This window comes from Cloacibacterium sp. Arc13, assembly GCF_041431305.1.
Classification (GTDB): domain Bacteria; phylum Bacteroidota; class Bacteroidia; order Flavobacteriales; family Weeksellaceae; genus Cloacibacterium; species Cloacibacterium caeni_B.
In genome coordinates this window covers 42,480-54,735 of the sequence record NZ_JASMRM010000005.1, presented here as the reverse complement: position 1 = coordinate 54,735, position 12,256 = coordinate 42,480, and the positions used below count along the sequence as shown (strand labels likewise).

The 12,256-nt window shown below is 36.3% G+C and carries 16 protein-coding genes and 1 riboswitch; of the genes, 8 read left to right on the top strand and 8 right to left on the bottom strand.

The features are described 5' to 3' along the window. Position 1: 1 nt before the first annotated feature. The 8 genes from QO190_RS05565 to QO190_RS05530 all read right to left on the bottom strand — a co-directional run bounded on the left by QO190_RS05565 (position 2) and on the right by QO190_RS05530 (position 6,005). Positions 2-355, bottom strand: a complete 354-nt coding sequence (locus QO190_RS05565; RefSeq protein WP_371462038.1) for a DUF190 domain-containing protein — start codon at positions 353-355, stop codon at positions 2-4. Positions 356-364: 9 nt separating this feature from the next. Then, complete coding sequence (locus QO190_RS05560; RefSeq protein ID WP_371462037.1) at positions 365-1,678, bottom strand: voltage-gated chloride channel family protein; 1,314 nt, start codon at positions 1,676-1,678, stop codon at positions 365-367. Positions 1,679-1,706: 28 nt separating this feature from the next. After that, a riboswitch (Fluoride riboswitch) is annotated at positions 1,707-1,774 on the bottom strand. 54 nt (positions 1,775-1,828) lie between these two features. After that, complete coding sequence (gene arsB / locus QO190_RS05555) at positions 1,829-2,860, bottom strand: ACR3 family arsenite efflux transporter (protein ID WP_371462036.1); 1,032 nt, start codon at positions 2,858-2,860, stop codon at positions 1,829-1,831. Between the two features lie 3 nt (positions 2,861-2,863). Then, the gene (gcvH, locus tag QO190_RS05550) at positions 2,864-3,241 is read right to left on the bottom strand and encodes a glycine cleavage system protein GcvH (RefSeq protein WP_371462035.1); all 378 of its coding nucleotides are present in this window, start codon (positions 3,239-3,241) and stop codon (positions 2,864-2,866) included. An 18-nt stretch (positions 3,242-3,259) separates the two neighbouring features. Further along, complete coding sequence (locus tag QO190_RS05545) at positions 3,260-4,033, bottom strand: metallophosphoesterase (protein WP_027381130.1); 774 nt, start codon at positions 4,031-4,033, stop codon at positions 3,260-3,262. Position 4,034: 1 nt separating this feature from the next. Then, positions 4,035-5,096 carry an ArsO family NAD(P)H-dependent flavin-containing monooxygenase gene (locus tag QO190_RS05540; protein ID WP_213197399.1) on the bottom strand — a complete coding sequence of 354 codons (1,062 nt, stop codon included), beginning with the start codon at positions 5,094-5,096 and terminating at the stop codon, positions 4,035-4,037. A gap of 52 nt (positions 5,097-5,148) precedes the next feature. After that, positions 5,149-5,622, bottom strand: coding sequence for a DUF6428 family protein (locus QO190_RS05535; RefSeq protein WP_213197400.1), 474 nt, complete (start codon positions 5,620-5,622; stop codon positions 5,149-5,151). Positions 5,623-5,678: 56 nt separating this feature from the next. Continuing rightward, entirely contained in the window at positions 5,679-6,005 is a 327-nt protein-coding gene (locus tag QO190_RS05530; RefSeq protein WP_002981116.1) for a helix-turn-helix transcriptional regulator, read from the bottom strand. A 196-nt stretch (positions 6,006-6,201) separates the two neighbouring features. Between QO190_RS05530 and QO190_RS05525 the strand changes: the two genes are divergently transcribed. The 8 genes from QO190_RS05525 to QO190_RS05490 all read left to right on the top strand — a co-directional run bounded on the left by QO190_RS05525 (position 6,202) and on the right by QO190_RS05490 (position 12,255). Continuing rightward, positions 6,202-6,996 carry a hypothetical protein gene (locus tag QO190_RS05525; RefSeq protein WP_371462034.1) on the top strand — a complete coding sequence of 265 codons (795 nt, stop codon included), beginning with the start codon at positions 6,202-6,204 and terminating at the stop codon, positions 6,994-6,996. Between the two features lie 82 nt (positions 6,997-7,078). Further along, positions 7,079-8,170, top strand: a complete 1,092-nt coding sequence (locus tag QO190_RS05520) for a hypothetical protein (protein ID WP_027381126.1) — start codon at positions 7,079-7,081, stop codon at positions 8,168-8,170. A gap of 55 nt (positions 8,171-8,225) precedes the next feature. Further along, the gene (locus tag QO190_RS05515; protein WP_371462033.1) at positions 8,226-8,549 is read left to right on the top strand and encodes a bacteriophage spanin2 family protein; all 324 of its coding nucleotides are present in this window, start codon (positions 8,226-8,228) and stop codon (positions 8,547-8,549) included. A gap of 40 nt (positions 8,550-8,589) precedes the next feature. Next, complete coding sequence (locus QO190_RS05510; protein WP_371462032.1) at positions 8,590-8,946, top strand: hypothetical protein; 357 nt, start codon at positions 8,590-8,592, stop codon at positions 8,944-8,946. Further along, a complete protein-coding gene (locus tag QO190_RS05505) occupies positions 8,943-10,433 on the top strand; it encodes a relaxase/mobilization nuclease domain-containing protein (RefSeq protein ID WP_371462031.1) in 1,491 nt (496 codons plus the stop codon). Before QO190_RS05510 ends, QO190_RS05505 begins: the two co-directional genes overlap by 4 nt. A 76-nt stretch (positions 10,434-10,509) precedes the next feature. After that, entirely contained in the window at positions 10,510-11,160 is a 651-nt protein-coding gene (locus QO190_RS05500; RefSeq protein ID WP_371462111.1) for a ParA family protein, read from the top strand. A gap of 45 nt (positions 11,161-11,205) precedes the next feature. Next, positions 11,206-11,799, top strand: a complete 594-nt coding sequence (locus QO190_RS05495) for a hypothetical protein (protein WP_371462030.1) — start codon at positions 11,206-11,208, stop codon at positions 11,797-11,799. A gap of 135 nt (positions 11,800-11,934) precedes the next feature. Next, on the top strand, positions 11,935-12,255 hold the full coding sequence (locus QO190_RS05490) for a DUF4134 domain-containing protein (RefSeq protein WP_371462110.1): 321 nt from the start codon (positions 11,935-11,937) through the stop codon (positions 12,253-12,255). The last annotated feature ends 1 nt before the right edge of the window (position 12,256 follow it).

Here is a 12,256-nt window from a genome sequence, read left to right as displayed (position 1 = left end):
TTTAGGTTAATAATATTTCAGAACTAGGTTGAATAAGTAATATTTTAGTTTGTTTTAAATGGTCTTTATTCAATTTTAAAAATTGGTCGATCTTACTTTTATTATCAATAAGTTCAAGACAGGCAGGATTCTCCAAAGCAGGAATTTCCGAAATATTGTACGTAATAGTCTTATAATTCAGGTAACCTGATTTTGCGATAAAGATGTTGGCTTGCTCTATTTTGCTCTCTTTTGCCTTCTTTAACAACAATTCACTTAGTGAATTGTTCCATAATCTTTTCCAAAACGATTGATCTTTTACAGATGCTCCGTATTCGAAATAAATCCTTGCGATCACTGTTGGTTTATTTTCCATTGTGTTCATTTATTTGGTTTCGTTTATATTTTTTCCGGACTGATTTTGAAATCTGGAATGTTTTGCTTCCCCGATGACCTGTTTGCCGTAAATGCTGTTATGACCGGAAAGAAGATATGATACCACGCAGGCAATGGCCATATAGATTCCGCTTTCAGCCCCGAAGAGTTCTATTCCCATCAGCATACAGGCTAAAGGGGTATTGGTTGCCCCTGCAAATACCGCCACAAATCCCATCCCTGCCAAAAGACCTGTCGGAAGAGGGATGAATAATGACAAGGCACTTCCCAAAGTAGCTCCGATAAAGAATAAAGGCGTTACTTCGCCACCTTTGAATCCTGCTGCGAGGGTAATAATGGTAAAGGCCATCTTCAATGCAAAATCGTAAGGCGGTAATTGCTGCTCAAAAGATTGAACAATGGTCGGAATACCCAATCCGATATATTTCGTGGTTCCCATTGCAAACACAGCGACGGCAACTATGATCCCTCCCACAAAAGGGCGGAGCGGCGGAAAAGATATTCTGGATTTGAAAATAGAAGTAACATAATGGATGACCTTGCTAAAGGTCGCTGCACAAAGGCCGAATAAGATCCCTGCCAGTATACTATAGATGATTGGCAAAGCTTCCAATTGGGGAACAAGGTCGATATGATAATGGGTGTGTTTAACCTGCCAGAGGTTAGTGACCAGGTCTGCCAGTATTGCTGAAGCAAACGCAGGAAATATCGCATCATATTTTATTCTTCCTATCAGAAATACTTCGAGACCGAACAAGGCACCCGCCAAAGGTGTTCCGAATATAGAACCGAAACCAGCAGCAATAGCCGAGATCAGTAGTATTTTGCGCTCAGGTTCAGTTAGTCTGAAAGGTTTTGTGAATTGATCAGCGATTGCTCCCGCCATCTGCAATGCCGTTCCCTCTCTACCTGCGGAACCTCCAAAAAAGTGGGTTGCAATCGTTCCTAAATAAACAAAGGGTGCCATCCTGAAAGGAATAATTTCCTTTGGATTGTGGATGCTGTCAATCAATAAATTATTTCCAGCCTCAATATCCTTCCCCAGATAATTGTAAAGCAAGCCGATTAACAGACCTGCAATTGGCAGAAAAGCAATGAGCCACAGATGATTCTCCCTGAAATTCGTAGCCCAGTCCAGTGATACCAGAAAACCTGCCGAGGCAGACCCTACACAGATCCCAATGATGGAACTGATTAAAAACCATTTAACGATGTATGGGAGAGTAGGGTATTTACGGAAAAAGATCTTTGTGTGAAGCTGAGCTGCTTTGCTGTTGGATCTAAAATGCTGATTTTTGGACATAATTTACCTGATTAAATGTGTTAACATTGTCTAATCAGGCGTCATCAGCTTTTTTAGGGCGGTTGGGTAAGGAAGAGCACCATTTCCTTTCAACAAATGTACAAAATAGTTTTTAGAAAATACTATTGACAGACATTATAATAATGTTTTTCAGGGATAATACTTTTTCTTCAGCCACAAACTAACCCTTACCAATAAAATTAAAACAGGTACTTCCACAAGAGGACCGATGACCCCTACAAATGCTTGTGAGGAATGAATTCCAAAAACTGCTATAGCAACAGCAATCGCTAATTCAAAATTATTTCCAGTCGCTGTAAAAGCAATAGATGCATTTTTGTCGTAGGGTACTTTCAATGCCTTACTAATGAAAAAGCTGATGAAGAATGTAAGAACAAAGTAAATTACTAATGGTATTGCAACTTTAACAACGTCCATTGGTAGCTCTAAAATTTTGTCTCCCTTCAAACTGAACATCAATACGATTGTAAACAGCAAAGCATACAAAGTAATAGGTGAAATAGCCGGAATGAATTTCCTATTGAACCACTCTTTTCCTTTTAATTTAATCAAGAAGTAACGGCTCAAAAATCCTGCAATAAATGGGATCCCTAAATAAATGAATACACTCTCGGCAACATCCTTCATTGGCACAGCAATGTTAAAATTTCCTAAGCCCAGTTTTTGTGGTAATACATTAATAAAAAGCCAAACATAAAAACTATAAAACACCAATTGGAAAATACTGTTTAATGCGATTAGCAGAGCTGCGTACTCCCGATTACCTTTTGCTAAATCGTTCCAGACAATTACCATTGCAATACATCTTGCCAGACCGATCAAAATTAGACCAATCATATAGTCTGGCTCATCCCGTAGAAAAATGATAGCTAATACAAACATTAAAATAGGGCTGATGATCCAATTTAGCAGTAGAGATACCGACATTACTCTCTTGTCTTTAAAAGCCATTGGTAATAGAGTATAATCCACTTTTGCCAACGGTGGATACATCATCAAAATCAAGCCTATTGCTAAAGGAATATTAGTTGTTCCGACAGACAAAGAATTTGTGACAGTCGAAATATCAGGAAAGAAATATCCCAAGCCAACACCCAAAAGCATCGCTAAAAAAATCCATAGGGTAAGAAAGCGGTCGAGGAATTTTAATTTTGGTTGCATCTTCTAATTATTTAGTTGAGCGTATTGTTCCGCTGTTAATAAATTTTCAGTTTCTCTCAGGTCTTCAATTTCAATTTTCACCATCCAGCCATTATCAAATGGATTAGAATTTACAAGCGTTGGCTCTTTTAAAAGTTGCTCATTGGTTTCAATTATTTTCCCTGAAAGAGGCATAAATAGGTCGCTGACGGTTTTAATGGCCTCTACAGAACCAAATACTTCGTCTTGTTTGAAATTATGATTAATATTCGGTAAGTCAACATATACGATTTCTCCCAATTCATTTTGAGCAAATGCTGTAATACCGACAGTTGCAGTTTTATTGTCGATTCGTACCCAAGTATGTTCTTTTGAATAATGTAGATCTTTTGGAAGTTCCATTTTTTTAGATTTTAACAATTAATAGCCACGTCTTAGATTTTCTGCATACTCGTTTGGAAGAGGGCTGTCCTCCACTGCCTTTGCTGCCTTTTCAAAGTCATAGTCGAAGCGGATAAATTCTACACTGATGCTTTCTTTGTTCAAAACAGAACTGTTTTCATCAACTGTCAACATCACATAACCACCTCTGATATCATTGTCTTTCGGCTTCCCAACGGAACCGATATTTACTGCGTGACGAAAATGATCTTGTCCATCAATACCCGAATTTAAAACTCTATGATATGGTTTGTGTGTATGTCCGAAACACATAATGTCGGCATCGGCTTGTTCCATAATACGAAGCATACTTTTTTCTTCACGGTCTTCGAAAAGATATTCATTTATTTTTCTCGGACTCCCGTGTACCAAAAGCAGGTTCAGTTTGTCTTCGTTCAGTTGAAATTCTACTTTTATATGTGCTGGAAGTGTGCGCAGGTACGCCCTTTCATCATCTTTCATCAAAGAATTGGTAAATGAAATGGAGATATTTCCGTTGTCCTTCTCAGCATCTGTTTTGTAGGCGCAACCGCATTCATTACTCATTCTCCCAATGCCAAAATCGTAGTTGCCTGCAATAGTTGGTATTCTTCTTTTACGGATTTCATTGACCACTTCGTTTGGCCAAATATTGTAACCTACTAAATCTCCCAAGCAATAAATGCTGTCGGGATTTCTTTTTTCAACATCTGCAAAGAATGCTTCCAATGCAGGGAGATTAGCGTGAATGTCGCTGAATAATGCAATTTTCATTTTATTTATTTTTATTTAAGAATTCTTCTATTTCAATTATTGTTTGTTTTGCAGATCTGTTTATACCAATTAATGTTGCAGATGCGTAGCCTGTCCAGTTACCATAGCCAACAAACCATAAACCTTCCATTTCCAAAGATCTGCTATCTGTGGTTTTAGCGATACCTCTTTCATCTATACGGACGATTGATCTTAAGTAGGCGGTGTCATAACCAAAGCCTGTGCACCAGACAAAAGCATCAAACTCTTCTGAATTTCCATCATCCCATACCACGCCTTGATCATAAATTTTATGAAATGAACCGCTTGAAACTAAAACGCCTCTTTTCTGAGCTTCTTTAACAGGAGGAACCATAACGATATTTCCTAAATTGTACTGCGATGCATCAAAGGGTTTTCCTTCTTTTTCCGCTTTGTATTTCGCTGACGCAACATTAAATAGGTAATAACCATCTACATTGTCTGGAAGAAATTGAGGTTCTCTTTTTGTAGACCATTTTGTTTCAGTAAATCTTGAAACTTCAGCTACAATCTGTGCACCGGAATTCCCTTCACCAATGACTAAAGTTTTCATTCCTATAAAGTTCTCTGGATTTTTGTAGTTTCCGGAATGAATTTGTATTCCTTTAAAACTTTCGATGCCATCTATGTTTGGAATAGTAGGGTTTCCCCAGGTTCCGGTTGCTGAGATAATTGACTTAGCTTTTATAGTGTTCTGTTGTATATCAACGATAAAAAAATCTCCATTTTTTTTGATATTATTAACCTCAAATCCCCGTCTTATATTCAGCTGATAGTGTGCTTCGTATTGCTGTAAGTAATTTATTACTTCTTGCTTAGGAGGAAATTTATTTTTAGATTTCGGCATCGCCCAGCCAGGCAAGGAACTGTAATCGGCTGGTGAAAAAAGGGTTAGACTGTCCCAAGTATGAAGCCAGGCACCTCCAGATATATTTTGTTTATCCAATATTACATAATTCAGTTTAGCTCTTCTCAAATAATATCCGCAGGCTAAAGCGCTTTGTCCTCCTCCAATAACAACGACGTCGTATATTTCATCCATTAATCTTTGGTTTTGATTATTTTATAATGGCAGATTAGTGAGTAAATTATGTTTAGCAGCAACCTCCGCCAGGCGTACAAGAACTGTTTTGGTTTACACCAAGTTCAATTAGATTCTTTTTTTCTTTTTCTGATGGGATTCCGCAAGCATCCTGTGCTAAACAAGCTGTAGTTTTATTTTTTAGAATAAATGTTTTCCCATTGAATTCTAGATCATATTTTCCAATAGTATCACTCTGATATTCCACTTCAATATCGAAATCCTCGATTCCTAATTTATCCTCGGAAAGTTTGATAATGTTGAGTAATTTGTTAGGCTTCAGACGATGTTCAAAATCGTCTGCATTCCAAAGCTGGAAATTGACAACCTTCTCTGAACGGATGACACCGCCACAATCAATAAAGTTTTTATTGATCATTCCTACTTCCGTAACGTGAAAATGTTCCGGAACAAAAGTTCCATTTTCTAATTGGAATTCAACATTTTCTAATGTTGGTAAAATTTGTTTTATTTCTGATAATTTCATAATTAAATGCTTATAGGTTAAATGCAATATTGCGATATATTAAGGTAAAAAAACGCTTAACAGCATTTTGATTTGGTAACAGTTTGTACTATTGCGGAAAAATAAGTGTTGAGAATTTCGATGGTCTTTTCGTCTATACAATAGCAGATAGCGTTTCCGGAAATGTTACCTTTTATGATCCCGGCATTTTTCAGTTCTTTCAAATGCTGAGAAACGGTAGGTTGAGCTAAGGGTAATTCATTCACGATGTCGCCACAAATACACTCATTGACTTTCATCAAATACTCAATAATAGCTATTCTGGCAGGATGCCCTAATGCTTTTGCAATAGTTGCAATTTGATTTTGTTTATCCGTAAAATGTTCTGTTTTAGTAGCTCCCATAATTGCAAAGTTTAATATTGCAATATTACAATAAATATTTTGAAGAATCCAAATTAATCCAGATCATTCTTTTTTAATCCAGGGAAGTTTCCAGACTAATCCAGATTATTCTTATTTAGCCCAAACCCATTGAATACTATTGTTTTAGAAGGTTTTAACGCCCAATTTTGTCACAGAATTTTTAATCAAAATACTAATGAAAAAATTGAGTCATCTTCTACTAACATTAATTGTACTATCAATCCAAGGTCAGGTCGGCATCAATACCCAAACGCCTGAAGCGACTTTAGAAGTTGTAGGAAAACCAAATGATGCCAATCATTATGATGGAATAATTCCTCCAAGGATTGCAGGAGACCAACTTGCGGCAAAAACATATTCATCTTCAAAAAAAGGATCTGTCGTCTTTGTAACATCTCCGGCTACCAATTTATCGGGACAAGTCATTCAAATAACTGAACCCGGATTATATTATTTTGATGGCAATTTGTGGCAAACATTTTCAAAGGAAAAGCAACCCACTGAATATAGAATTCTATTAACATTTGACCATAACAGTACTGCAGCTCTTAGTGCAACTTCTACCTGGTTCGCTCCGGTTAATTATAATGGAAATACTAATGCCTATTTAATGGCTTCCAAATTCTATACGATTGGAACCAAAAATTATGGAGGACTAAAAGGATCCGTATCATTCAGAAAAGTTAATGGTATCGTCAATGTAAAATTTCAAATATTCAGGTCGACTGATTCAGAACCAATTACTTCAGATGCACTTATAAATATTCCGGATATCTTTAGTGACATAGGGTATATCCCTAACCAGATTGTTTTTTTACATCCTGAGAATTCAACAATGCTTATTCCTGCCTTGCTTGAAAATTTTACCATAAAAATTCCTCAAGCTTCTTTAGGCGCAATATCAACATCATATTATACTTATGGAGAAGTTCAGGGTTACTCAAATTGGATTAGACCCTATCTACAATAGGATGCTAAAATTATAGCAATTAATACAAATTAAAACAGTTAATACGATTCTTAAGACCAAATGAATTTTAATAAAAAATAAAATGAAAACATTAATTTATTTTTTTCTGCCTTTCATAGCAATATCAATACAGGGACAGATTGGCATCAACACCCAGACGCCCGAGGCCACTTTAGAAGTTGTAGGGAAACCAAATGACACCAATCATTATGACGGGATTATTCCTCCACGGATTACAGGAAACCAACTCGCAGCAAAAACATATTCATCTGCAAAAAAAGGAGCTGTCGTGTTTGTAACATCTCCAGCTACTAATTTATCCGGTCAGGTCATTCATATCACAAAGTCCGGGTTGTATTATTTTGACGGTGATCTATGGAAGTCATTTATACAAGAAGACCCACTAAATACAGTTGCACTCAAGGGCAACACTTCTACGGTTGAACTTATTGTCAAGAACAGTCTTCATCTTAATTTTGATGAGAAAGAAAATTACATACTGGGCATTTCCAGAAGTCCCATCACCGGTGACTACAATTCTATTTTTGCGACAGATTCTAATATAACGTCAGGAAAAGGAAACTCAGCCAGTGCTTATGCAATGTCTCAAGGCGAAGTAACGGGCAAGCTCAATTATGGCGCAGGAGTTTCGGCATTGAATGGGATTGCAAACGGAGTGATTTCCGGAAGCAGAAATATTGGAATTGGTCCAGGAGCGATGTCCTACATTACGTCAGGAAATGATAACATATCTATTGGCTATCTGTCAGGAACAGGAAACCGAACAGGGTCTAACAATATTTTCATTGGCATTGGCGCTGGTAGTCCGGCCACAGGAAACAGAAGCGTAAGTAATAAACTAGCTATACATTCAACCCCCGTTACAACAAGTTCAACCAGCTTTTGGGATAGTATCACGAACAATTATACGGATTACAAATTTGCTTTGATCTCGGGGGATTTTTCTGAAAGATGGTTAAATATCAATGGCAAGCTAAGCGTTACACCTTCCCAAATGCCCAATGCAGACGGAGATTCATCCTATACAAAAAAAGTAGTTGCCAAAGCTGATGGCTCATTTGGTTTTGCAACAGAGACAGTTCCTAACCCTCCCTCGACCGGAACGTATATTCTGAAAAGTGTGAATGGAGTAGCGAGTTGGGTAATACCCTAAGATCAATGTAATAAAAGACTTCTACCAAGCATTTCATAATCTAAAAAACAGAACAATGACAATCTATTTCAAACTCATTATCCTGGTTATTTGTATGTGTCTCACATCCTGTAAATCTATTGTTTCGAATCCTGGCAAACCATTAAAAGATAATTCTTTAGAATTAAATCATCACTATGAAGTCCAAGATTTCACTACAAAAATTCATAAAATAAAAATAACATCAATTGACAGCAAAAGTATTTACGGCATTTCCAATAAAGGAGATTTTATATCAATTGATAAAAAACACATCAGGGAAGTGAAAAAAGTAAAAGTCGTGAGTTCCATTGTTGTGGGCATTATGGCAATTGCAGCGGTCATCTTCATGCCTATTTAGTAATAGCATTCATTAGATCAAACTTGATTTGAAACTGAGTATGGACGAATTAAAAGATGAGGTGATTTTGATCAGGATAAAGAGTCAAAAAAAGAAAGACTGGAAAAATCTTTGTTCCAAAAAACAAATTTCTCTGACAAGCTTAATCATCGACTCTGTTGAGAACAGGATTTTAAATGATGAGAGAAGGAAAATATTGGCGTTCATAGAAAAACAGGATAACATCTTCGGAAAGATTGAAAATAATATCAATCAGGTTGCAAAAATAGCAAATAGTCAAAAATTTATCAGCGAAACTGAACTTAGAAATTTTTCGAATAAGTTATCAGAGATCATCATTCTGAAGAAAGAACAGAATGAAATGTTTACAAAAATCTACGCAAAGCTATCAAGATGATTGTTAAGATTATGGATCCGGCAGGTCCCAGTTTTCCAGGAGTTCATTATAATGATAAGAAAATTGATAAAGGAACTGGAGAATTAATGCTGATGAAAAATTTTCCTTCCTTCATTAACGAATCAAGCAGCAAGGAAGAAGTAAGAGACTATTTGAGAGCTATTTCGATTGGGAACAAGAAAGTATTAAAGCCTCAATTTCATGCGATGATCTCTACGAAATTTCAAGGACATTCGAAAGAAGAGCTTACTAAGATAGCGGAGAATTTTATGGATGAAATGAAATATAGCGGACAGCCTTTTATTGTGGTTTTTCATAAGGATACAGATAATAATCACGTACACATTGTTTCAACCCGGGTTGATAAACAGACAGGGAAAAAGATCAATGACAGTTATGAAAGGCTTAAAGCCCAAAAAGCATTAAGCGTTACAATGGAAAAATTGTATGGTCAGAAACCGGAAGAAGAACTGGAAAAACTGCTGAACTACAAAATAAGTTCGCTTAATCAGTTAGAAACTCTACTCAATAGAAATGGATATAAGATAGGCAAAAACACAAATGATGAAAATTCTTTTAACATTTTAAAAAACGGCGTAATACAGCAAACACTTTCAGGAAATCAGATTGTTTTTGATAACAGTAAAAATGATAAAAGGGCAAAGCAGATCAAAGCCATACTAAGCAAATACAAAGAATTGTATTCCACCAAGGTTTTTAAAGTGGAAGATGATAGGCAACAGCAATCGATGCTCCCAAAGGAAAAGTTACGAGAAAATGAATTAAAAATAAAAATCAGTTTTGAAAGTGAACTCCAAAAGAAGCTGAAAGATGTTTTCGGGATCGATATGGTTTTTCATCATAAAGAAGATAAAAATCCTTTTGGCTACACTTTAATCGACCACAAAACAGGAAAAGTATATAAAGGAAGTGATCTACTGAAAATGAATGAAGTGTTTGAATTTACTTATGACAGGCTGGATAAGAAGACTTTTGAAATACTGAAGGATTATAATACCCGCAGTCAGGAAACAAAAAATATCCTGTTTCAATTTTTCAATAAAAACAATCCGGAAACGCAAATCAAGGATTTTATGCTTTTTGAGAACAAAGGAAAGAAAGATCTGGAAACCTATCGAAAAGTCCAGTTTGAAGTAAAGGATTTTATTAGAAATCAAAAAAACACAAATGATGAAAAAAAAGATATTTCTATAACGACTGCTGAAGACGGAAAGCTGTATGCTGTTCATACCAGATTCCATTACGTGGGTGAACTTCAACCATTAATCGGAGAAAAGGAATATCAAAAATTTCTGAATCCGACAGGTGTAAATGAAGTGCAGACAGAAAACCGGACCGAAAACAATGAGAAATCAGAATTAAACAAAGCCGTTAACAAGATGCTGTTTGAGTTAATGAAAAGTTCGGGAACTGCAAAAGACCCTGCCGAAAATGAACTCAAAAAAAGACGAAAAAAAAGACGATAAAATTGGTAGTTGTCGGTTGATAGAAAAATCTTCTCCAGTCCAACAACATTCAACTAAAAACAAAAAACTAGACCCAATGATCATCACATTTGCCACACAAAAAGGAGGAACCGGAAAAACGACATTAGCCATCGCTTTTGCCAATTACATTTCGGCAATTTCGGAAAGGAAAATCAATGTTTTTGATTTTGATTATCAGAAATCATTTTACTACAAATGGAAAGATGATGAATTATCGGAAAGTCCGAAATTATATGAAGTGGAAATTATTGGCGATGAAGACCAACAGCCATTTTCAGACTTTGAGACCCTCATTAATTTAAAAGATAGCGATGAGATCAACCTTTTTGACTTGGCAGGGACACTCGATGCAAAATACAGCGATCTGCTCATTTACAGTGATTTTATCGTGATTCCATTTGAGTATTCAGATGTTTCTGTCAAGTCCACATTGGTCTTTATCAATATGCTGGGACTATTGGAAAGTGAGGCAGAAAGAGTATTTATCCGCTCCAAATATGATAAGGGCTACAAGTATCTGAATCAGGAAGGAATGGACATTGAGCTGAAAAAATTCGGATTGCTGCTAGAAAATCCTGTATTCAAAAAAAATGCCCTGCAAAAGATTGATACCAGAAAGCTGACCTACGAACAAAAATACGGGGTAAGAAAATCTTTCGATGAATTGATAGAATATATTAATCAAACATTGAAGATCACCCTTTGAAATAAAAAATATACCTAAGTATTAATCTCTATAACTTCAGTAAAAATGATAAAAATCTCGCTTTGCATCTTAGCTGTTTATCTGACGTATTACGCCGGAAATATCTTATACGATCTGTTTCTAAAAAAAGAAAAAGAAATCTATAAAGAAGAGACGGAGGAATTTTCGTTGTCCGAAATTTCCGAGCAGTACGAAGATCTTACTGCAACTATAGGGATTGAAGATGTAGAAAATCTCAACACTCCCAAATCCTTTAATAAAAATCCAGTCCATTCTGATATCACTGAAGGAAATGAAGAAAGACAAGATCTGGAGCATTTGAGGGAACTATTTGAATCTGAACAAGATTTGGATGAATTCGACAATCCATCAAAAAAGGATTCCACGGAAATTGAAAACCAACCTTACCCTCAAAAAGCTGAATTAAGCGATGCGTATTTTGACCAGAAAGAAGAAATACCAGACGAAATTGAAAACGAGAAACCTAACGAAGTGATTAGCGAAAACCCAATCACGGTTAGTGCAGACCAGGAAACTTCCAGAATAAAAGATTGGAAGGCGATGCTTAATCTTTCTGAAACCTTGGTTCAAATGGTGGCGAACTACGATGGATACAAAGTTTATCAATCCACGATGTAGTTAGCCAACTTAAACAAAATCTAACGCACTGATTATTAGAATTAACAGCGGATTTCCATCCGTTGTCCGGGACTTCTATGCCCAAAATTTAACACTCAATTGATTATTAACCCTTTATAAATTTTTTGAATTATGATGAAAAATTTTTTCACAAAAAACGTGACAACAAAAAAAGTTCTAACCCTAGCCTTGGCAATTATGGCAATAACCCCAGCATTTGCACAAGGAGGAGCAACCGCTATCTCCAACGCAGCAAGTGATATTACAGATTATTGGGATCCCGTAAAGCTGATCTTGAAAGCAGTGGGTGGATTGGTCGGTTTCATCGGAGGTCTTCGTGTGTATAACAAATGGACGAATGGTGACCAGGATGTCAACAAAGAGATCCTTGGTTATGGAGGAGCGATGATCTTCTTGATTGTAGTTCCGGAATTTGTAACAGCATTCTTTGCCTAGT